Source organism: Chlamydia sp. 04-14 (genome assembly GCF_036632095.1).
Taxonomy (GTDB): domain Bacteria; phylum Chlamydiota; class Chlamydiia; order Chlamydiales; family Chlamydiaceae; genus Chlamydia.
This window is the reverse complement of the sequence record NZ_JAPYKW010000001.1, coordinates 15,909-40,535: the sequence shown is the minus strand read 5'-3', so window position 1 is coordinate 40,535 and position 24,627 is coordinate 15,909. Positions and strand designations below refer to the sequence as shown.

Here is a 24,627-nt window from a genome sequence, read left to right as displayed (position 1 = left end):
ACTAGATCTTTTCTTTTCTCTCTTTGTTATTGTAAATAGGTAATCCTTTTATATTTAATTATTATTTAAAAATAAATGTGCCGTCTTTGTTTTGTTAATTTTTAAAAAGTTGATAAAATTAAAATTATAATAATTTAATTTTTTAGATTTAATATAAAAGAGGCACGAATATGGCTGGGGTAAGCGGAATTGGAGGTGGCGGTGGGCCAGGAAAAATCCCTCCTCATGGCAATGATGATGATAAAAAATCTGGATCAGCCAGTTTCGGAGGCCATAATATAGTTTATGGGGATGGTAATCACTCTAGATCAAGCAGCTCGAGTAGTGATAGCTCAATAGAGGAAAGAACTCGTATGCTCATGGAGAGTGGTTTTCAAGTGCTTACTCCTGAAGAGGTAGAAGAAACTCAGAGATCATCTATTTCTCCAGAAGGAACATCAAAACCTGGCTTCTTTTCTCGTATATGGTCAGCTGTTAAGGGGATATTCACAGGTGGGAAAAAGAGTGAAGAAACTCAAAAGCCTATGGAAATTTCCTCACCTATCATTCCGGGATATAAACAGCATGGGGTGCGTCTTCCTGAAGCTCGAGCAATGCAAGCATATTGGAATCAAAGTTCTCAAGATAGTTCTTCAATAGATTCTACAGACACAACAATAGAAGTAGATACTGGAGATACAGATGTTACGGATGTGACTGATGAAGTTCCTGTAGGGCGTCTAGTAGATATTGATACAGAAGATAGCTCCAGAGCTTCTACATCCTCAGTAAGATCCGGTGCTAGTGGATTAGCAGCTCGTGTTCGTGGTTGGTGGGATTACGCCACTAGGAAACAGGAGTCCCCTGCCGATGGAGTTACCGGTATGACTCTTGGTGAGTTAGTCGATATGGTCAGAACGTATGATCGGATGATTGCCGAAACGGACAATAAAAAAGAGCAGAAGGAGTTCACCAAGTACCGTGATGCATATCAAGCTCGTGTTAATGAGATGTTGAGTGCAGGAGCTAGCTCACTTACAGATAGGTTCAATCCGTTAGACGACTCTATTGATACAAGTAGGTCTTCTTCTAAAAAGTATAACGATGGCGTTGGAGAAGCTGTATTTTTAGATATGGATACAGATTTATCCAGTGTATTTGAAGAAGTGCTTTTAGATGATGTAGAAAAGGGCGATGATGCCGATAGTATCTTAGGAGATATCAGTCCTGAAGCAAAACGAGTACTAGAAGAAGCTAATAAACTGCGTTTACAATTTGACGCAGGAATATCCGAAAGCGTAACACCTACATTAAGAGAGCGTATTAAAGCTGCTCTTGAGAAGTTGCGTCAAGGGATTATCAACATACTTACCATTATTAAACTTAACTTGGTAGCTCTAGCGCGTTTAGTAAGAAAAGGTCTTCGATCTCTTGGAGAGCTTGTAAAGCGCTGTTGCGTTCGTAAACACGGTCATTATAGCTTCCTCCCCGGAGATCAAGAGTATGCTGAGGAAGTCGCAAGATTTATTCAGAAACACACCGAATCAGACGATCCCTATGATCCCGGCACTCTTATAATTCCTGATTCCATGGTGAACGCTTGGGTAAATGGACAACCTGAGGTTGTTTATATTACTGATGTTAGAGGAATTCTTGGTCATGAAATTGTGAGAACTCGAGTTAATGATCGTGAAGGGATGTACGAGATAATCGGTGCTAGCTGGTTGCCATATGGGAATACTGGCTATGAGGATATGCGTCCTGTTTTACCAGACAATCATCCAAATGATACAGATTATGAAAATATGGCAGGACGTCCTGATCCCGAAGGTCTTTATACAAGAGTAAATAGAAATCGTAACATCGGTGGATCTATATACGATAAGATAAGAGGGAGTCGTCGTAAAAAAGATGAAGAACACATTTATGATCTTCCAAGTCTTCAAAATAGAATGTCCATAAAACGTGGTGACGATGACAACAATATTTATGACATGCCACGACCTGGTGCTGATGGTACGCCGATAAGCTCATCAAGAAGAGGAACTCAGGATAATGTCTATGATGCTCCAAGAACTGGGCCTGAGATATTTAATCAGATTTATGATGATGGCTATATGGTTCCAGACGATCAATTAGGATTTGCTCTTGGAGTGACTCCAGGATTTGGAAATGGCGTAGGAGCAGTTTCTTTTGCAGAACAAATTGATAATTTAATTGAAGAAACTAGAATGAGAGCAGAGGGCGCTACAAATCGTGGTCCTTTACCTTCTGTTCCTGTACCTCCAATATTTGATCCTCGAGCTAATCGTCCTTTACCTCCTAGACCTGAGGGACCTTATGATCCTAACACTAACCGTCCTTTGCCTGTGCCTCCTCCTTTGCAAAACCCCCCAGAGACTCCTTATGGAAGTGGTAGAATGATGCAGATGATGAGACTAGTACAAGAGAGGGCAAAAATTTTTAGAGATCAACGTAAGGATAAGCAGTAAGACATCAAGGTGTGCTGGTAAAAGGCTATAAAGAGATTTATAGCCTTATTTTTTTAAAAAGTTAAAGCGCTTCCTGCTTTTAGGTAATTAGAGAAGGTGGAAGAGGAAAACTCTCCTTGATAATTTAGGAAGATTTTTAAGTGAGAGAAGATCTTAGTTTCATTTCCTATTTTATAAGCGAGAGCATGGCGTGTGATTGGTGTTCCTAGAGAGGGCCAAGTTCCACTACTTGCTAGTAGTGTTGTCAACACCTTAGGGTAGTGTCTATAGACGACAGGATGATAAGCAAGTTGCACTTGCCAGATTGTTGGTAAGTGTACATCACGTTTCCATTGCATAACGATTCCGATAGGCAATGTGATAGTTTCTAAAGGCCTATTCACAGTAAATTTTCGTGCAAAATCACCCTGTTCTATAAAGCTTGACAGCGTAGCTCTAAAGGCTAGAGCTTCTATGAATGGCGATACGGAAAAAGCATTGTTAATTGGGCTGAGATTCAGAATGCAATTTAGAGAAGCTCCGAATGTATGGCTATAGAAATACCCTTCAGAATCCTTATTATTGTCTGAATAGAAGTGCTTTGCTGTATGGTCTCCGTAATTGTAGGCTAGAGATCCTGTGGTGACCAAAGCATCTTCTAACCAAGGGAGACGCAGTTGTATGCCTCCAAAGTAGTTTTTCGACGAGACTTTATTAGATGTTGCATGCTCTTTGATGTGCAACATTTGCTGAGAAAATGCCAAGGAGATTTTGTGATTTGTCTCTGTTGCAGCCGATGAGGTTGCCGCATAACCGGCAGATTCCATATGGAATCCACAGATTCCTAGGCGATTGCGTTGATGGACAGTCATGAGTAATCCCTGACCACCGAGTTCAAAATAATTAGGATTAGCTATTGGAGAAGGGAGAGTACGCATTCCTGAAAGAGTTGAGTATACAGATCCCCAAAGAGCATTAGCAATTAGGGGAGTTTTATACTTTGGATTAGGGATGTACCCTGTAGGGGTCCAATCTGCATAAAGTATACGGTGAGAGGTATTTGTTGTTTCTGCCGATGTAGTATTTGCTGTTGTTGTATACTCTTCCCAGTAAGGAGACCAGACTCCTTGATAACCGTAGCGCTTGGCTTTGTTAATAGCTTCGATATCTAAGTTTGTCGCTGTAATTTTTTTCGTTGCATTATCGCAAAGATATAAGAAGGGTACACGTGTAATTCCACTAGAGAGATCTAAAGAATCATAGGGGTCTTCATTATCACTATTGAATAGTTGTAAGGGACCAGAAAGGGTAACGACAGGATTATTATCTTCAGTATAGGTAGTATTACCACTATTTGTAGTGCTTGTAGGATAGATCCAGATTTTTGGAGCCTGAGCACCTTTTTGTAAAAGAGAAGGGAGATTTAAAGCAAGACTTGTGATTGCGAATTCTGAGCCTGCGGTAGTTTGATTCTGATTATTTGCAGTAGCTTGTATATTTGTCCTGAGAATAGCACCATTACCTAGTCTTAAAGTGCTGTTTTCTTGAGTGATCTTATAAACCGCTAGACCGGCACGATCTTCGATTGCAAGAACACCTTTTTTGATCGTTATAGGATTTCTTATATAGCTAATGAAGTTTCCTTCTCCCTTGAAAGAATCAGGAACGAATACCCCGGATAATAAAATTGTTCCCTCATGATATTCTTCGCCATTAAATGAAACCAAGGGGGATTGATACACACACTCAATAGGATCATAGAATTTAACACAGTAATTTTTTCTTGCACCGACTTTTAACGTTGTTCCTGTCGTGCAATGTATGGTGTTTCTATACAGTTGATTATTCCCTGTAATTCCACAATTGTTATCAAAGATAATATCCCCATTATCTGCGGATAGATCGCAGGTCCCATTATTTTTAATTAGAAAGGCAGCGCCCCATTTACTTCGGTTGTTGATAAATTGAACAGAACTATTATTTTTAATGGTTAAAGTTTGGCACCATAAAGCACCACCATTGCGATCTACAATATTATTGTTAAAGCAAATAGGCCCGGAATTATCTTCTATTTTTATAGTTGTAGCAGAAATAGCTCCACCTGAGCTTATGGCCCCCAGGGGGCGATCACATACACCAGAATTGTTCGCGAAGAAAATCAAATCAGAATTATTTTTAATTGTGACGGTAGAGGTGGCATGACAGGCACCTCCAACAGGAGAGGTATTAGAAGTGATACATACCGGAGCAGAATTGTCTGAAATTTCGCAATTTTGACAATAGATTGCACCACCTTGAGCATTAGTTGTTTTATTGCCGCTGCTTACGTAAACAAGATGAAAAGCTAAATTGTTCATTAACAAAATAGGAGCGGAATTTCCTGATATCTTAAAATCTCTATCTGATGAGATGGCTCCTCCGCGAATTCTAGCTGTATTATAAGCAAAACAGATAGCTCCACGATTCTTAGATAATTCAAGAGTTCCTCCACAACAGATAGCTCCGCCATAGTTTGTTGAGGAACTCGTAGTAGCTGGGGCAATAGATTGGTTGCTAATAAAATATTGTTTTGCTGAGTTTTCAGTAATGCTACAGTTGCCTGTAGTATAGATAGCACCACCTTTTTGTGCTGTTATGTTTGAAATAAATTTTATATCGTCTGTGATGTTTCGTAAAATTACTGACGCAGCATCGAAAACCCCGCCACTTTTATTAGAGAGTTGCTGAGAACAGATAATATTCTTGTAGTTTTCAACGGTGATAGTTCCTGTTGAACGTGAGAGCCCTTCAAGAGTATTTTGTTCATCAGGAATATCAGGGAAGATTTCTGGACAGAGGAGTTGCTCGTAACCGAAACTCTGAAATGGGCATGTAGATTTTTTTGAGGAGGCTTCTAAGACAAGTGATAAACCAGCAAATGAAGAAGTCAGAAGATAAGTGCTGAAGAGAATAGAAGGCAATATTTTCATAGAGGTACTTATTTTCTAAGTCTAAAATTTGATTTCACTCGTTATGTTTAGGAAGTTACACAATGTAGATTTTGAGAAATCTCCATGATAGTTAATGCTCAAACTTATGGTGTTCAATAAAGTTGTAGTGTTTTTCATAGAGAGGGATCCGGCATGATGATCCACAGGAGTTCCTGAGGTGATCCACGAACCTTTACTTATCAATCGTGTAGTAGTGATTTTAGGTTTTTGTCTGTAGATAGTTGGAGTATAGGCAAGTTGGATTTCCCAACACGTTTTTAAATTTGCTTCATTTTCCGTATAGCAATAAATTCCCAAAGGTAAGGTCACGTTAATTAGAGGATCTTTTGTTTCAAAACTGCGGATTTGTTCTCCAGTTTCCGTAAAGCTTTCTTGAACAGCATGTATGCCTAAGGTTTTTATGAAAGGTCGAAATTGTAAATTTGAGATTTTGCCTTCAGGCAGCATACAGCACAGCTCACTTCCTAGGGTATGCCCATGAAAATGTCCTTTGGAAGAGGTATTTGTAGTTTGATTTTTTGTTTCTACACGACTGTGTGAATAAGCGTAACCCAAGGAAGCTGACGTGAGGATATTTTCATCAAACCAGGGGATTTGTAGCTGAGTTCCAGCAAAGTAATAGTTGGAAGAGACTTTGTTTTTCGATTTAGACTCTTTTATTTCACTATGGAATTGAGAGAAGCTTAATGCAAAGTTATGATTTGTTTCTGTAGAACGAGAAGCTCGAGCAGAGTAACCCTTAGAGAATAAATCAAACCCCGGTTTTAAGTTGCGAGTCTTCTGAGAGACATACGCCCCTGATCCACCTCCAGCAAACCCTAAACGGCTTGCGTTTGGGGGGGGGGGGGTAGGTTATGTAGACCGGTGATTACGTTGTATGCGGATTGCCAGAGAGCATTAGCAACGAGATCACCACGATATTCTGGATTAGGAATATAACCAGTAGGTGTCCAGTCAGCATAGAGATATTTATGATGTGTATTTGCTGTTAATGCGGATGAGGGATTTGTTGTTGTTGTATATTCTTCCCAATAAGGAGACCAGACTCCTTGATGGCCATAATGTTGTTTATCATTGATGGCTTCAATGTTTAGATCATCCACGGTAATTTTCTTGGTGGTTGTATCACAAAGATAAAGAAATGGGATACGTGTAATACCGCTTGAAAGATTTAAAGAGTCGTAGGGATCCTCATTATTACTATTTAATAGGGTTAGAGGTCCAGAAATAGTGATTGTGGGATTGTCGTCTTCTGTATAGTTATTGCTACTAACAGAAGGATAGATCCAGATTTTAGGAGCTTGAGCACCTTTTGCTAAAATAGAAGGAAGGTTTAGGGCAAGTTTAGTAATTGTGAGTGTACAGCCAACCGTTGTTTGTTGATTATTAGCGGCATTTTTTATAGTGGTAATAACTGCGCTATTCCCTAGGCGTAAGATTCCTTCATCTTGTGTAATTTTATAAATTGCCAAAGCAGCTTTATCTTCAACAGCAAGCACACCGTGAGCAATTTTACACGTATTTCTCATTTGACTTTGGAGATCAGAGAGATTGGTGTTATTTGGAGATACATCAGCTCCAGAAAATAAAACAGTTCCTAAATGGTAATTTTCTGGATTAAATATAAGAACCGTGGATGAAGGATGTCCATTTTCAATAGGATCATAAAATTTAACGCTATAACCCTGCCTTGCTCCTATTTGTAAATTTAAGTTGGGAGTTGAGTGGAGAGCGTTTCTATAACTTCCTGAGGAGTTGAGACAAAAATTTCTTTTAAATATTATATCCCCATAATCTGCTGAAAGATAAAAATTTCCACTATCACGATTTTGAATAGCAGCTCCCCATGTTGAGGAGTTATTTATAAATAGAATGGGTCCATTATCTTTGATAGTGAGATTTTGAGTATAGATAGAACCTGCATTGCATTTTGAAGCATTATTTTGAAAAATCACACCTTTAGGATTATTAGTAATCGTGCAAGAGGTGGAGTAAATAGCCCCTCCTCCAGCAGGATTATTTTGGCGCGTTGAGCTATTATTAAGGAACTTAATGATGCCTGAGTTATGAGAGATCGTACACGCTCCGGTCACATATATAGCTCCGGTAGAACCAGCCTGATTATCTATAAAAGTTATGGGAGCATAATTAGATGTAATAGAGCAATTAGCACTATAAATACATCCACCCTGACTTTCTTCTTTTAAGCATTTGTTATTTCTTAAAATTATTGCGCCGTAATTGTTAGAAATGTTTACGTTGTTATCCGCTAAGATTGCTCCTCCTGAAAGGGAAGCTGTATTATTTAAAAATTGACAAACTCCAGTATTATTAGAGATCTCAAGTTGCGTGCATTTAATCGCTCCACCAGATTTAGCATTCGCTTGATCAATCAGAACATTGGCCATGTTATTAATAAAACAACACTCTTGTTTATTATAGGTAATGTTGCAATTTGTCGAAGATACAGCTCCTCCATTATCATTGGAGATATTTTCTCGAAATACTATAGGCCCGATATTCTTTGTGATATTTAGCGTTCTAGCTGTAACAGCCCCGCCGCTTCCTCTATTGTATTGATAATTGACACAGAAATACTTTTTTCCAGAGATATCTATATCAGCACTGCTATTATGTAGTTCCCCATGAGACATGGGGGATGTTTTAAGAACCTGATCAATTCCATAAGGACTTGACCACGGGCAAATATGGCCAGATTCTGTGATCTCGTGGAAAGAACATGCTTTCTTTTCTTTGGCAAGACAGATGAGTTTCTGTGAGCAAATACTCAGGCTAATTAAGCATAAAAATGAATAGGTGTAGGGGCGCATACTGGGATAATAAAGATCAGAGACCACACATGCCATTCCCTATACGCGAAGAAACGTAAGATTGTCTAGATTTTTATAAAACAGAGATATTCAGAGTTAATGAGCAATTTGTTTTCTTAATTCTAGGTATCCATAGATAGGAGACTTAATAAGTTTATCTTAATAGATTATTGTTGTGTTTCTTTGAGAAAACTATTCTTTCAAAATGCTAATGTGCTCCCAGCTTTTAGATAGTTGCAAAAGGTTGACGAGGAGATATTTCCTTGATAATTGAGAAAGACTTTCAAATGAGAAAAGATCTTGGTTTCATTTCCTATTTTATAAGCGAGAGCATGGCGTGTAATAGGTGTTCCAAGTATTGGCCATGTTCCATTGCTTGCAGTTAATGTCGCCAATATCTGAGGATAATCTCTGTAAATAACAGGGTGATAAGCGATCTGTATTTGCCATAGAGTTGGTAAATGTACATTACGAACCCATTGCATAAATACTCCCACAGGAAGAGTAACATTAAGTAGAGGCTGATTTACAGTAAATTTCCGTGGAAAATCTCCCTGTTCTATAAAGCTTGAGAGCGTAGCTCTAAAAGCTAAAGCTTCTATAAATGGAGCTACAGACAATGCTCGATTTGTTGGACTTAGCTGTAATATGCAACTCAGACAAGCTCCGAGTGTATGGCTATAGAAATATCCTTCAGAAGCTTTGTTTTCTTCTGTATAGAAGTGTTTTGCTGTATGGTCCCCATAATTATATGCTAGTGACCCTGTAGTAACGAAACTATCATTTAGCCAGGGAAGACGCAGCTGCATACCTCCGAAATAGTTTTTCGAGGAGATTTTATTAGATGACGCACGTTCTTTAATATGAGAAATTTGTTGGGAGAATGAAAATGAGATTTTATGATTTATCTTTGTGACAGCAGACGAGGTTGCTGCATAGCCTGCAGATTCCATATGGAATCCACGCACGCCCAGGCGATTGCGTTGATGAATAGTCATTCCCAATCCCTGACCACCGAATTCAAAATGTGAACGAGCGTTTACTGGAGAAGGTAATGTGCGCATTCCTGAGAGTGTAGTATAGACAGATCCCCAAAGGGCATTAGCGACTAGAGCTGATGTATATTTTGGATTGGGAACATAGCCTGTTGGTGTCCAGTCAGCATAAAGTATACGATGAGAAGTATTTGCTGTTAATGCTGATGTGGAATTTGCTGTTGTTGTGTATTCTTCCCAGTAAGTAGACCATATGCCTTGATAACCATAATGAGCTTTTTGATTAATAGCATGAATATTTAGAGAGTCGATATTAATTTTCTTTGTGGCGTTATCACAAAGATAAAGAAGAGGAATTCGCGTGATACCTCTAGAGAGATCCGTATCATCATATGGGCTATGTCCTTCTTCATTAGTCAGTAGAAGATCTCCTGAAACATAGATGGCTGCTGCTGTATTTTCTTGAAAAGAGTCGGTAGAATTTTGTGTAGTTTTTGTTGGATAAATCCATAATTTTGCAGCTTTTGCTTTACTTGTAAGTAATTGAGGGAGGATTAATCCCAGGTTGCTTAGTTGAAGATCGGCAGCTTTATTATTGGTGTCCTTTTCTCTTGTTGTTAAAGTTCCTCCTGTTCCTAAACAAATGATTCCTCCTGTTTGTATAAATTTAAATGTTGCAAGCGCAGCATCATTTTCGATTGCCAGTACTCCGTTTTTAAGCTCTATGGTGTTTTTGCATTTTGAAAATAAATTATTCTCAGTCTTAATAGCATCACTAACTGTAGCCCCTGAAAAGATCACACAGCCTTGGTCTTCAATATTAGGATTAATGATCATATTATTAGAGGTGGGCAACTCGTGTTCAATAGGATCATAGAAAAGAATGTGGTGTCCTAGTTTTGCTCCAAATCGAACAATGCTAGAATTACTACTTCCTATATATATAGAGTTCCTGCGAATTATATCTGTCGGGGTTATAGATAAGTTATTATTGAAAACAATATTTCCCTTATCTGCGGATAGTTCGATACCGCAGCCACTATCCATTACAATTATCGCTCCTCCTAATTGAGAGGAGTTATTTGTAAAATAGACATCATTGCTATTGCGAACTATAAATTTTACACATCTGCAAGCACCTCCGTGAACTGCGGAAGAATTATTATGGAAAGATGTAATTCCTGTATTATTTTCTAAGGTGACATTTCTTGCTGCTATAGCTCCACCAGAAATGTCATTATTTCCTGTTGAAAAGGCTACATTATTTTTAAAGATGATGTTTCCTTGATTACCTGAGAACAGACAATCATAGATTGCAGAGATCGCCCCGCCTGTTCCAGATTGATTATTGACGAATAGCGTATCACCATAGTTATTCGTGCAATTAAAGTGTTCTAGTCGTAAAGCTCCCCCTAGACCAGTATCTGATAAGGATTGATTATCATAAAAAATACAGGAAGATTTATTGTCCGATAGATTAAAGATCTTCGCTGCCATAATTGCCCCACCACTTGCGGAAGTTGAGTTCCTAAGGAAGTAGATAGGTTCTTTATTGTTTTTAATATCAAGGTATCTTGTGTGTATTGCGCCGCCATGATTCGAACGGACTTCTACAGCTGTGCTTCTAGCTAGATTATTTGAGAAAATAATGGACTTATCACTATTCGTGATCTCTAAGTTATTATCGGTATAAATTCCACCTCCTGAACGTGGAGTAATATTGCCAATTAAGATAATTGGTCCTTGAGTATCTTGAATGTAGAGCTTATTACATCTTAAACTAGCTCCTGCTGAGTCATTGGTAATCTGAGAAATAGAAAATATCTCTGGGTAATTTTGTAATGTCAATGAATCCGAGGAGTGCGTTTTTCCCGTTAAGTTTGTTTTCTGTAGCAATAGCTCTATAGATTTGGGGATATATAGAGATTCTACAGAGGTTGTGGGATAGGGAAGAACTATTTCTCTAGCATCTATACTATAAAAATAAGCCAACCATGATGTGGAAAGAATAAGATTGTTAATAAACTTATGTTTCATAGTAAGTTTTCTCAAGTTCTCAATTTGTTAAAATACCACTCTACTCCCGGCGTTTACATAATGGGAGGTTGTGGATGAAGATAGATCCAGTTGGTAGTTCAAGAAAGCAATTATATTGTGTAATAGATGGATAGAGTTTCTTCCTTCAACATGCAAGTTATGACGTGCTACTGGGGATCCTGAGGTTGTCCAGGATCCATTACTTGCCAGTAGTGTTGTGAGGACTTTTGGCTTTTGTCTATAGATTGAGGGCTGATAGGCGAGTTGGAATTCCCAAAGATTTGCTAAATAGGTATCTGAAAGCCAGAAAGTTTGTATTCCTATAGGCAAAGCTATGTCAATCAATGGGTGTTGATTAGAGAATTTTCTAGGAAAATCTCCAGTTTCATTGATTTTCGTTTGCTCTACGCGTACGCCTCTTAGTTGAATAAATGGTGTGAAGTAGTGATTCAAAAAAGCAAGCTTTTCATGAAGATAGCAGCCTATACGTGCACTGAGAGCGTGATCTCTAAATTCCGTTTTGGATTGTTTATTTTGTGTATAAAAACTTTGCATATGATGATCGCCATAACAATAGCTTAGAGAAGCTGTAGTTATAAGGTGTTCATTAAACCAGGGCATTTGCAAAGATAAGCCTAAGAGATAGCTATGAGAGTCAATTTTATTTTTTGATATGTGTTCTTTCATCTTCCCACTTATTTGTGAGAATGTGAGTAAGAACCTACAATTAGTTTCTGAAGAAAGAAGACATTCGCCACTATACCCTAAAGATCTCGAGGAGAATCCTAAAATTGTATCTTTATCTTTTTGATATCTATGCGTTCCTAGTCCTTGACCTTGCAAATAAAAAGACGGGGAAGACTCGTTTATTAATGAAGGATAGAAAGCTGTAGCGCTATAGGCTGTTTGCCAGAGAGTGTTTGCCACCAAATCAGCACGGTGTTGAGGATTGACTGTATATCCTGTTGGCATCCAATTAGCATAAAGATACCTATGTTTTGAGTTTGTCGTATCTAATGATGTTGTGATGGATGGTACTATGATTTCTTCCCAATATGGAGTCCATATGCCTTGATGACCATAATGTTTGTGAGAATTTATTGAGTGAATATCAAAATCGTTAGTTGTGATTAAATTGTTTGGTATTTCAGAGAGATGTAGAAGAGGAACCCTGTCTATGGATTGAGAGAGGTCCACGCTATCATAGGGATCACGATAATATTCATTCCAAAGAGATAAAGAACCCAATATGGAAATCTTTGCATCGGTATTCTCAGTGTATCTACCTGATGATCCTCCTGGATAAATCCAAATAGTTGGAGGACTATTGCTGTTCAAAACTTCCGTAAGGAGAATGGCAACATTTTTTATTTGTAGATTACTGTCTTTTATTGCGTCGCTTTTTTGTTGAGTTTTAATGGTAACATCTCTGCCCAAACAAAAATGTGTATTGTCCTCTGATGTAATTTTATATACTGATAGCCTGGCTCCATTTTCTACAGATATAATACCATGTTTAATTGTCAGTTCATCACCATAGCTAGTTTGAACATTTCTAACGTTTGTAGATAAGTTAGATTGAACCTTAGCGCCTGAAAAAACCACAGCCCCTGTATGCTTGGCTTCAGGGTTAATGATAAAAGAAGTCAAATTTCTAGTATCTATTGTATCGAAAAGGTAAATATGTTGATTTTGAGTGGCGCCTAAAGATAGGGTATGATTAGAGGAGAAAAACATAGCTGATCTCCAGACACCAACTCTATCTATTGCAATGTTGTTATCAAAAATTATATTGCCATGATCAGCTGAGATCTTAGTAGTGCCGTTGTCTGTTTGTCCGTAAAATGCACCTCCCCAACAAGCCGTATTATTGAAAAAGTAGACAGGACCATTATTTTCGATGGTTAAATTCTGATAGGAAAGGGCTCCTCCAGCGTGAGCAGCTGAGTTTCCATCAAATATCAAAGATTGTTTGTTATTTTTGATCGTGATTAGTGAGACACTATTGATAGCTCCGCCATTTCCATTTGCATTAGACGTACCGTTACAAGCAGCGTTACTAAAAAACGTAATAGGCGCATAGTTGTCGGTAATACTTGTAGAAGTAGTAGAGTAAATGGCTCCGCCTTTTCCAGCCTTATTGCTGTTAAATAGGATTTCTCCAGTGTTGCGAGTAAATTCACAGGATTTTGTATAAATCGCTCCTCCGAGTCCATTTATGTGATAACCGCGGTTGTTATCAAATCGCATCGTGGAAGCATTATCGAGAAATTTACATGTTTCTGAAGAACAAATAGCGCCGCCATTTGTTTTAGTTAAGTTAGAGATGAAAAAAAACTCTTTATTATTAAAAGAGGCTTCGAAATTTTTCCCATATACAGCACCTCCGGCGCTGTTCCCGGAAGCATTCTTCTGATTAAAAGCACTATTTTGGTAAAAGATAATACGAGCATTTTTTGATATAATTACATTTTCAGTAGAGGAAATCGCTCCACCATTATTGGTAGCTCTATTATCTCCAAAGAAAACAGGTTGAGTGTTGTTTGTGAGATGGCAAGACCTACAACTAATCACACCGCCATTTTCTACGTTGGATAAAGATATGAATACTTTAGGTTGTTTATCATTAGAGATGACAATATCTTCCGAAGTATCATGCATCAATCCATAGCTATTTTCTGGATAAGCTTGATTTGTAAGTGTTAGTGGAAAATCTAAATAAGAAAATTTTTGAGAATTATCCTCAGAAGATAGTGCAATTCCTTCACTATAGATAACTCTGTATACACAGGTAGATAAGATAAGAGAATAGAGAAGAGATTTTGAAAACATATCTAGGGAAATAGAGTTATGATATGGTTTTCCCTCCTATAAAATACTTCTTTTATCTTTGTCTAGAATTTCTATACGAATTTACTGCTGATATTGTAGATATAAAAAGATAAGTACCAGTTTCTTTTGTTGTTAGAATATAAGGCTATTTCTTTAATATTATTCTATAAATGAAGAAGGTTTGTTTTTAGTAAAACAAACCTTCTAATATCGTTTATTTTTAAAAATAAATTAGCAGATTGAGAGCTTCCTAAACTTTATCTTTATAGTTTTAGAAAGAGAGTTTCCCTCCACCCAGTATGTAATGGCTACATGTAGATGAAGAGATATCACATTGATAATCAAAGTTTATATGTAGATGTTTGAATAATCGCGTTTCATTTTTAAGATTTATAGAAAAAGCATGATAGTTCACATCTGTAGGTGAAGAAATCCAAGAGCCGTTATCTGCTACTAATACGGAACCCACTAAAGGTGTTTTTCTTAGGAGTGTTGGTCTATAAGCAACTTCTAATTCCCAAATGGATGGGCAGCATCCATGGAAGGCTAATTTATTATGCAATCCGAAGGGTAGGCTGACATCAACAAGATCATCAGGTGTTACGAAAGTACGTACGCGAGCACCGTCTTCTGTGAAGCTATCTTGTTTTGAGATATAGGCTTGATAGCGGAAAAATGGAATGATAGTCAGACGATCATTTGTTCTAGCTTTTAAAGGAAAGTAAAAGGAGAGAGCGCTACCTACGGTTTGACTTTCGAATGAGCCATAGCAAGCTCCTAAAAGCTGGCGATGCGTATAGTTTAGCTCATGAAGACCTTGGGTATAGAGATAATTTCCTGAGATAATGAATTTCCCTTTAAAGCAATGGATTTCCCAGTAACTTCCTAAGGATAAATAATCTGATGCTACTTCATTATGACCAATATTAGCATTAGCATTGGTATGCTGGGAAGCAAATTTAAAACCAATTTTGTAAAGGGAAGGAGATCCAAAGGAGATACCAGTATAGTATCCTGTACCATCCATATGGAATCCTACTTTTTCCCCGATATCTTGTTGATAAAGACAGAGACCTAAAGCACCACCTTCAAGATCAAAATAAAAGGATTTATCACTTAGAGATTCTAAAGATAATCTAGATGCGTTCATTCCAGATGTGGCAGCATAGGTAGATTGCCAAAAGATATTCGCTACGAAATCTCCTTTGCGATCTGTCTTTATTTCACTTTCTTTAGTTGTTGGATTTGTAGAGGTTTGAGTTGCATCATCAGCATATGCATTGCTAAATAGTGCAAGAGTAAGACTTATAGATGCGAAGTATTTCGTTAATTTAGATCCCATATCATTCTCTCGGGGCTTATGTAGATTGCGAACATAATCCCCGTAGTATTTAGAGTTTCGTGTAATCGAGATGGGGGATTTACTCTAAATAATCTACAGATAATCAAACATTTTGGGAATACATAGATTATATTTTATTCTTTTTAAATAGATGTTTTTATTGTGTATTTTGTGAAGAGGATCTCTATGTTACTATAAGACTTTAGAAAGTATTAACTTTTGATTCATAAGAGATTCTTGAGATCCTCTGCTCTTTTTTCATTTGGAATAAACAACACTTCTCTATAGCACGATTCGCTTTTCTTAAAATTCTAGAGCACTTCCTGCTTTTAGGTAGTTACAGAATGTAGAAGAGGAGAAGTTTGCTTGATAATCTAGAAAGACTTTTAGATTTGAGAATAGGTAGGTTTCATTACCTATAGCAAACGCTAGTGCATTACGTGCAACATGAGTGCCTTCAGATTCCCAAGATCCTTTACTTGTTATCAAAGTAGTACGCAATTCAGGATAGTGTCTATAGATCACAGGGTGGTAAGCAAGTTGTAGTTTCCAAGAGGATACTAGATGTACATCATGTGACCATTGGCAGAGAATCCCCATAGGTAGGGTAACATTATATAGTGGGTGAATAACTGCAAAGCTTCTTGCATAATCTCCGATTTCTGAGAAACTAGATAACGATCCTCTGAAGGCCATAGCTTCTACGAATATAGCGCAGTCAAAATCTTCATAAATTGGGTTTAGATCAAATGTGGTGTTAAAAGATGCTGCAAAGCTATGGCTATAGAAATCTCCATGAGAGATTTTATTCTCTTTTCTATAGTTATGTTTTGTATTGTGAGCACCGTAGTTATAAATTAATGTTGTGGTCGTGATTACATCTTTGTCAAACCAAGGAAGGCGCAGCTGCATACCTGCAACATAGTTTTTCGAAGAAAGCTTATTTTCTGATTCTTTTTCTTTAAGATGGGCAAAATGCTGAGCAAAAGAAAAAGAAATTCTCTGTTGTGTTTCTTTTGCTGAGGATGTGCCTACAGCATATCCTGAGGATTCCATGCGGAATCCTGGTTTCTTCAGACGATTATCTTGATGAATCGATGTTATTAATCCTTGCCCTTGAAGTTCAAAGATAGCGGGAATTTCCATGATATCAGGAAACGTACGCATGCTTGACATCGTTGTATAGAAAGTCTCCCAAAGAGCATTAGCAACAAGTGCTGTTTGGTATTTCGGATTGGGAAGGTAGTGCGTTGGTGTCCAATCTCCATACAAGTATTTATGATTCGTATTGGCTTTATCTGCTGAAGAAGTTCCTGTAGCAGTTGTCTTTTCTTCCCATTTTAAAGCCCATAATCCCTGATAACCGTAATGCTCTGTATCGTTAATGGCATTGACATTGAGATTAGACAGGTTGATTTTTGGAGCTGTATTATCACAAAGATAGAGCAGGGGAATATGATTCCTACCTTGAGATAAGTCTAGAGTATCGTAGGGGCTATTGCCTTCTTCATCAGTTAATGTAAGATTTCCTGATAAGGTGATGGAAGCATCAGTATTTTCTGCAAATGTTGTTGCGGCCCCAGCAGTTGTTGTAGCTGAAGGATAGATCCATAATTTTGCAGGTTGTGATCCTGAGAGTAGTGAAGGAAGATTCAGACCAAGATCTGTTATTGTCGCTGTAGCATTTTTTACGCTGCTACTTTGTTCTTTTGCTGCGAGGGTTCCTCCGCTTCCAAGACATAACCTACCTCCGGTTTGCTCAAATTGATAGGTAGCTATTCCGGCGCCATCTTCGATGGCAAGAACCCCATTTTTAAGCTCTACTTTAGTTTTAGATTGTGAAAACAGATTCTTTTCTGTTTTCAGATCATCGTAGACAGTAGCTCCTGAAAAGACTACACAGCCTTGATGATCGCTTTGGGGATTGATGATCATATGATTTGATCCTGTATTATCGTATTCTATAGGATCATAAAAAAGAATGGATCGGGAATATTTCGCTCCTAACTCTATTTTAGAGTTGTTCCCTACATTTATGGCATTTCTATAGATATCCCCGCTAGCAGGAAGGCAAAGGTTATTGCTGAAAGTTACATTGCCATAATCTGCGGATATAGATAGGGATCCACTGCTTATGGCTCCGCCTTTTTCTGCAGAATTATCAAGGAAATATATGTCATGATTTTCGCTAATATTTAAAGAGCTGCATTGACAAGCTCCTCCTAATCCTGTCGAGGAATTATTTTGGAAAATGATTTTTCCAGAATTTCCAGTAAATGCTAGAGAGGATGCTGTTATACCACCCCCATTAGAATTGTTAACCTCACTTAGATTTGAAGTTACATTATTTGAAAAGACGATATTCCCTTGGTTTCTAGAAAAAGAACAGCCTCCGTATGAGATAATTCCTCCTCCTGTTCCTGCACGATTATCGATGAATAAAATATCATCAGAATTGTTTGAGCTTTCAAAACTATTTGTCATTATGGCTCCACCACCACCCGTATCCCAAAGGGATACATTACTATAAAACAGACAGGGAGCTTCATTATTTGATAATATGATATTCGTTGTTCGGATAGCTCCTCCATCAGTAGATGAGGAGTTCATTAAGAAATAGATAGGCCGTTTGTTGTTTGTTATTCTAAGTCGTTCTGTTCGGATAGCTCCTCCAGGTGAGGATATGCTGGCATTGATATTAGTATTACTATTTTTTGCTGAGTTATTGGAAAATAAAATAAAGCCATTATTATTGTCTATTTGCAAATTTTCTGTTTGAAATGTTCCCCCTCTTTTTTGAGTACTATTGTTTACAAAAATCATAGGGCCTTGTGTATTGCAAATGTTTAAGTCGAAACAGTTTAAAACAGCACCTTGTTCTATTGTTATCTGTGAAGAGGCAATAAGCTTTTGATAACCATCTAGTGTAAGTGAAGCTATCCCACGTGTATTTCCCAATAAATTTGTCTCCTCTACATAAGATTTTAGTATCTCTGAAGAAGGAAGATTGATGGAGGGAACAATGAAGGGGAAAGATAGATCTCTAGCTTCTAAGGAGGTAATAAAAGCGAGAGAGGAGAAAGCAAGTAGACGTAGAGAGTAATTGCGCATGGGGATCTTTTTAAGCTTCATAATTTAAAATAACCACCTACTTCCTGCATGTATATAATGTGCTGTTGTAGATGAAGATAGGTCGAGTTGGTAGTTCAGGAAAATACGTAAATTAGAGAAAGGATCGATAGAATATTTTCCTTTGGCATGGAAGGCATTTTTCTCTACGGAAGTTGCTGAAGATGTCCAGGATCCTTTACTTGCTAATAATGCGGTGAGTACTTTGGGCTTATTTCTATAGATTGTTGGCTGATAGGAAAATTCTAATTCCCATGTTGTAGGAATTTTAGAGTATGAAGAACCTGAAAGTTCTCCTCCTATAGGTAAGGCTATATTTCTTAGAGGATTTTGATTAGAAAATGTACGCGCATGATCCCCAACTTCTTTTATATTTGTTTGCTCTACTTGTAGAGCAATCATTTGCATGAATGGTGTGATTGAAAAATGAGAAAAAGCATACCATTCGGGTAAAGCCCATCCGAAAACTGCACATAAAGCGTGATTATAAAACTCAGCTTGTGATTTTTCTTGCCCATCATTGTAAGAGTTTTTCAGATGGTGATCTGAATAGCAGTATCTAAAAGATGCTGATGTGATTAAAGACTCATTAAACCAAGGAATGTGCCAGGAAAGACTAGCAAGGTAGCTATGGGAGTTACTTTTATGATCCGTTTCGTTTTCTAAAGTTTTGTCAATGATTTGAGCAAAAGATAAAGCGAAGCACTGATTTGTTACTGATTTAGCTTGTCCTCTAACAGTATAACCATAGGCTCGGGAGGAAAACCCTGAATTTCCGTATTTATTCCTTTGATGGATATAGAGTCCTAATCCTTCTCCCTCGATAAACATATTTTCTTCGAGATTGCTTTTAGGCATAGAGGAGGGGATATTTGCTATAAGGTAGGCAGATTGCCAAAGGAGATTAGGGACAAGATCGCCTTTGTATAAAGGATTTGGCGTGTAGCCTAACGGTGTCCAATCGGCATAGAGATATCTATGTTTAGTATTAGCTGTAGCTGCACTAGCATCGTTTGTTACTGTTGTAATTTCTCCCCAATAGGGAGACCAAAGACCTTGATAACCGTAGTGCTCACCAGGATTTATCGTTTGGATATTCAAATCTGTAGTTGTAATGGGATTGCCTGAAGTCTCGGAAAGGTGTAGCAAAGCTACGCCATTGATGGGTTGTGAGAGATCTAAATTGTCGTAAAAATCTTTTTCTTTCCCGTCGTAAAGCTCCACAGAGCCTGTTATCGTGATTTTCGCCGTAGCATTTTCCGTAAATTTACTACTAGCTGTATCTGGATAAATCCAGATCATCGGAGGTTCAGATTGAGGACTTAAAACTTCTGGAAGATCAATGAGGAGATTCTTCAGTTGTAGATTACTATCTTTAGTTGAGTCATCTTTTTGTTGAGTCTTAATAACAGTATTTTTCCCTAAAGCTAGGTAGGTAGAATTATCTTGTGTGATTTTATATGCAGAAAGTTGAGCCCCGCTCTTTATGGCTAGAGTGCCATATTTAACGGTGATTTCATTATTATAGCTGGTTTGAAAATTCTGTAGATCATTAGCTAAGGCAGGCTGTACATGCTTTCCTGAAAAGACAACTGCACCTGTATGGTAGGATTCGGGATTGAGAGATAGAGTCGTAAGATTAGTGGTATTTATCGTATCATAGAGACATATTTTGTAGTTTTGGCTTGCTCCTAAGGATAGAGTATGAGCACCTCGAAAATAATTTATGGAACGTCGAAGACGATTGCCTTCATTCATAACGTTATTATCAAAAATAATATCTCCATTATCCGCAGAGATGGTAGTAGTACCTCCTGCATTTTTCACATATAAAGCGGCCCCCTGGTGAGCACTGTTGTTTAAGAAATATATAGGCCCATTATTTTTGATAGTAAGGTTGGTATAATCTAGTGCTCCTCCATAAGCAGAAGCCATATTTCCATCGAAGTAAATAGGTCCGGTATTGTTTTCTATAGTGATTTTTGGACTGAGAATGCCTCCGCCCTCGGAATATTCATCTTCAACTGTGAAAGGGTTCCTTTGAGAGATAGACCCACGATTATTCATAAAAATAATCGTTCCCGTATTATCTTTAATAGTTGTTGATGTGGTGGCTTGAATAGCACCACCCTGTCCGGCATTGTTAATGAAGGTAATTTTCCCTGAATTATTGGCAATCTCACAGGTCTCAGTGTAAATAGCCCCGCCAAAACTAGGCATGAATGTAGAGAGATTTCCTTTAAAGAGAAGATCAGCGGAGTTATTAGAAAAAGAACATGTTTTTTCTGCATAAATAGCCCCGCCATACATTTTCGCACTATTGGCAATGAATTCTAAGGATTTCGTGTTGTAAGAAGCCTCAAAATTTTTCGTGGCTATCGCTCCTCCAAAACAAGTAGAACTCATCGGTGTAGAAAATAAATCTAAAGAATTATTTTTGGAAAAAACAACACTGGTATTTTTAGATATTGAAACGTTTTCTACAGCATAAACGGCTCCACCGTTTTGTAAAGCCCTATTTCCTACAAAGAAAATGGTCCCCAGATTGTTCGTTAGATTCAGAGATTTGCAGGTAACCGCGCCCCCCTTATCTCTGTTAGATTGATCAGAGAAGAATTCCGTCTGAAGATAATTCGATATTGACAGATCTTTAGAGACATCTCTCGATAAACGTTTGTCTATCGGAGAATATTCCCTCATAGGAATAGGAAAGTCGAAATGAGAAAGAGAAGAATTATCATCCGTTGTAGAATGCTCTTTTCCGTATCCGTAAGAGCAGAAACAAAGGAACAAAACTAAAGAGAGAGGCGCTAAATACATATCTGAGAAGGTCGTAGAGGATATGGTTTCCCGCTATATAAAGTTTTTTTGGATCTTTGTCTAGTGCCTACTGAAGATATTTACTTTGCTAGCAAAAGGTTAGAGAAAAACAGCTAAATTTTCTGTGGTATTACGGGTAACTTGTGAATTAAAAGAGTGTTGAATGAAGCAGAAGAAAGAGAGAGAAATTCCCCTAGGGCAAAGAAAATTTCTCTCGGTAGGTGTTTAAAATCTTCCTTGCAGTCCTGTCGTGATGCGATGGCCTGCATAAGATTTTTTCGAATCAAATACGTAATCTACGAATCCTGTAGCGTGTTGGGAGAGTTCTACACTGTCATGCATCTGTAGGTAGAATCCATTACGAGGGATTTGTGCTCCCGTTATAGGAATACTCTCACCGTTAGCTAAGATAGTGATTACGTTATGTGGGTTCACTCTATAGACATCAGGCTTATAAGCGAGTTTTAATGTCAGAGTTGAAGGTGCCTTTTTAAATGGTGTGTACCATTCGGAAGTAAATCCAATAGGTAGGGTAATGTTGTGCCCACGACCTCTAGAAAAACTACGTGGTAGCGCACCTTTTTCAGAAAATGCATTTTGCCAACCACCCATAAACTCTGCGGATATAAATCCTGAGAGCTCAAGATCACGAGCAACTTTACGTGTAAGAGTGCACCATGTTAAGAACGGATGTTCTACAGATACGGAAGCATAGTATGTATTGTTATGCCAACGTCCCTTAGACTTTCTGGTTCTTTGCGTGATGGAGTTTAGGTAATTTGTTTTCATATGGTTTACTGCGTAACCATATGAAGCTTCCCAGGAGATGCTCGTTGCAGTATTTTCTGTAACAACGGGGAATTTCCCGAAGAAAGCAACTAAACTGATTTGTTCTGTACTTTGTGCATCGTAAGGTTTGCTCTTTACCTGACCATAAAGCTGACCAAAAGCTAAGCCTACAGAAGCATCATCAGGATAATGGATACCAATAGAGGCTTGATAACCTCCGTATCTTCCTTTAAATCCATCATGTGTCTTCTGTACAGGATGACGGACATAGCTACCGATAGCTTTTGCAGAAACAAGAACACCTTCGTGTTCAGAAAGGAAGGTTTCTTCTAAAGCTTCTGAGAATGCCTGCGTTGCTAAGAAGGAAGTCCATAGGGTATTGGATACAAGTTCTCCACGACGTTCAGGATCTAAAACATAGGGAGCATGGTAGGCGGGATCTGGTCTCCATACAACATAGAGAGTACGATTATTTGTTCCTGTTGGGATGCCGCCATTAGGTGTAGGAGCTAGTAATGGTGTTGTCCATGTAGATGACCACACTCCTTGATAGCCGTAATGTTGAGAAACAGCAAGATCTCCTACGGTGAAGTTCGTTTTTATTGGATCAGTAGCGCTACCGTTATTACTTGTGAAGGTAGCTATAGGAATAGACAATGAGGCTAACAATAAGGGATTATCATAGAGATCTTCGTTATCCTCAGAAACAACATCTAAAGAACCTTCTAATGTAATTGTCTTACTATTAGATGTTGTGACAGTGGCGGTGGTATAATTGGGATTTAGATAAGACTTAACATCAAAACCTAATTTTTTAATGCTAAAGTTTTCTGGAGTAGGCTGATTATTTGTTGTTGTAAGCAAGCCAACAGATGCTCCAGAACCTAAAGTTAGTCTGCCTGTTTCTGCAGTTAAACCAAGAACATTGACTGTAGCATTGTTAGTTACAACAAGTTGACCGTCTTCAATAACAACTTTACCAAATAAGGAAGTTGTAGAGTTTGCTGGGTTTAACTTCTCTGATATGGTAAGTGTCTCTGAAGTGAATTTTACTGATCCAGCAAAGCCAGTAGAGTTGATTTTAATCGTGTCTAAAGTTGTGGGATTTGTAGTTGTGGGACCCTTATTTGTAATAGGATCATGAAAGATTATATTAGATAATCCTGTAGCATTAAGAGAGGTGATTTTACCATCTCCTTCAACTTGGATAGCATTACGTGTTCCTGGACGATTGTCGAGCATATTGCCGATAAAGACCATATCCCCAGAACTTGCTGTTAAACTTAACGTTGAATTTGGAGGATTATTAGTTTCACCAACAGTAGAAGCAACATAAATAGCCCCACCTTTCTCTGCCCTGTTGTTAAAGAACACCATAGGGCCTTTAGAATTTATAGTAAGAGCCTTTGTACAGATAGCTCCACCGTTTCCTTTGGCAGCATTTTTATTTAAATAGGTATTAGAACTAGTTGTAAGATCACATGTAGTCGCATAAATTGCCCCGCCGTCTTTTTCAGCAAGGTTATAATTTATGGCACACTCACCAGTATTATTAGCAAAGCTCACAGACTTTGTTGGTGCGCAAATCGCACCTCCACAACCTGCACCTATAACTTTAGCAGGAGTGGGAGTAGTTGTTAGTAATCCATTTGCTGCAGTGTTTCCCGCTAGGGTAATCGGTCCGGAGTTATTCTTAAAGGTAATCGTTCCGTCATAAATAGCTCCTCCACCACAAGCAGCAAAGTTTTGAGAGAAAGAGATTGCTGCGGAGTTATTCTCAATGTTGCAGGTGGCTGCCGTATCATTAAGGAGAGCTGCTCCGAAGTTTCCGGAGTTGCTATCAAAGGTAATATTACCACGAATTTTCGTAATATCTAATTTTGTCTCTGTACGAATTGCAGAACCGCAAAAACAGTTTACTGTGGTTGAGGCGTTAGGAGTGGTAACGCTAGTAACTACAGGAGTATAGGGGGTTCTGTTATTTGTAACTATTACGGATCTTGAGGAAGTGACTGAGATATTTTTCCCTGAGATAAGGCCATTCTTTCCTGTAGAGACGTTTTCGTTAAGAACAAGCTTAGAAAGATTTGTCAATGTCAGTGCTTCTGTAGCTGAGATTAACGATGAACCTTCTTTTACAGGAGCATGACATTGCGCAAATGTTAGTGAGCGATTTCTTCCGAATATAGTGAAGTTTGTGCTCGATCCTAAGAAAGATGAGGGGAACTTAGCTCCATAGGCATCTTCAATGAAACAATTCGAAGTCAGGTGGAAAGCTTCTCCTATATCATACAAAGGAGGCGTAAGCTTAGCTTGATTTATGGTTTGGGCAGAAACCCACCCCGAGCTGCATAAGCAAGCCAAAAAGCAAAAAGAAGAAGATCTTAAAGAAAGAGGCATGCCTCAACCCTA

Annotated in this window: 8 protein-coding genes and 1 pseudogene; 1 reads left to right on the top strand and 8 read right to left on the bottom strand. The window is 38.1% G+C overall.

Features of this window, described 5'->3' with window-relative positions:
- The first annotated feature begins 170 nt into the window (after window positions 1–170).
- The gene (locus O6937_RS00075) at window positions 171–2,471 is read left to right on the top strand and encodes a hypothetical protein (protein ID WP_213240460.1); all 2,301 of its coding nucleotides are present in this window, start codon (window positions 171–173) and stop codon (window positions 2,469–2,471) included.
- 53 nt (window positions 2,472–2,524) lie between these two features.
- Here O6937_RS00075 and O6937_RS00070 read toward each other — a convergent pair whose 3' ends face one another.
- The 8 genes and pseudogenes from O6937_RS00070 to O6937_RS00035 form a co-directional block, all read right to left on the bottom strand.
- Entirely contained in the window at window positions 2,525–5,419 is a 2,895-nt protein-coding gene (locus tag O6937_RS00070) for a polymorphic outer membrane protein middle domain-containing protein (RefSeq protein ID WP_213240462.1), read from the bottom strand.
- Between the two features lie 21 nt (window positions 5,420–5,440).
- Window positions 5,441–8,298 (bottom strand): annotated as a pseudogene (locus O6937_RS00065) (polymorphic outer membrane protein middle domain-containing protein).
- 173 nt (window positions 8,299–8,471) lie between these two features.
- Window positions 8,472–11,303 (bottom strand): polymorphic outer membrane protein middle domain-containing protein, encoded by a 2,832-nt coding sequence (locus tag O6937_RS00060; protein WP_213240464.1) that lies wholly within the window; start codon window positions 11,301–11,303, stop codon window positions 8,472–8,474.
- Window positions 11,304–11,330: 27 nt separating this feature from the next.
- A complete protein-coding gene (locus O6937_RS00055; protein WP_332389741.1) occupies window positions 11,331–14,135 on the bottom strand; it encodes a polymorphic outer membrane protein middle domain-containing protein in 2,805 nt (934 codons plus the stop codon).
- Window positions 14,136–14,406: 271 nt separating this feature from the next.
- Window positions 14,407–15,477 (bottom strand): autotransporter outer membrane beta-barrel domain-containing protein, encoded by a 1,071-nt coding sequence (locus O6937_RS00050; RefSeq protein WP_332389740.1) that lies wholly within the window; start codon window positions 15,475–15,477, stop codon window positions 14,407–14,409.
- A gap of 303 nt (window positions 15,478–15,780) precedes the next feature.
- Window positions 15,781–18,609, bottom strand: coding sequence for a polymorphic outer membrane protein middle domain-containing protein (locus O6937_RS00045; RefSeq protein WP_332389739.1), 2,829 nt, complete (start codon window positions 18,607–18,609; stop codon window positions 15,781–15,783).
- Window positions 18,610–18,612: 3 nt separating this feature from the next.
- Window positions 18,613–21,426: a polymorphic outer membrane protein middle domain-containing protein gene (locus O6937_RS00040; RefSeq protein ID WP_332389738.1), complete on the bottom strand. Its 2,814-nt coding sequence runs from the start codon at window positions 21,424–21,426 to the stop codon at window positions 18,613–18,615.
- A 225-nt stretch (window positions 21,427–21,651) separates the two neighbouring features.
- Entirely contained in the window at window positions 21,652–24,615 is a 2,964-nt protein-coding gene (locus O6937_RS00035; protein WP_213240475.1) for a polymorphic outer membrane protein middle domain-containing protein, read from the bottom strand.
- Window positions 24,616–24,627: the final 12 nt, after the last annotated feature.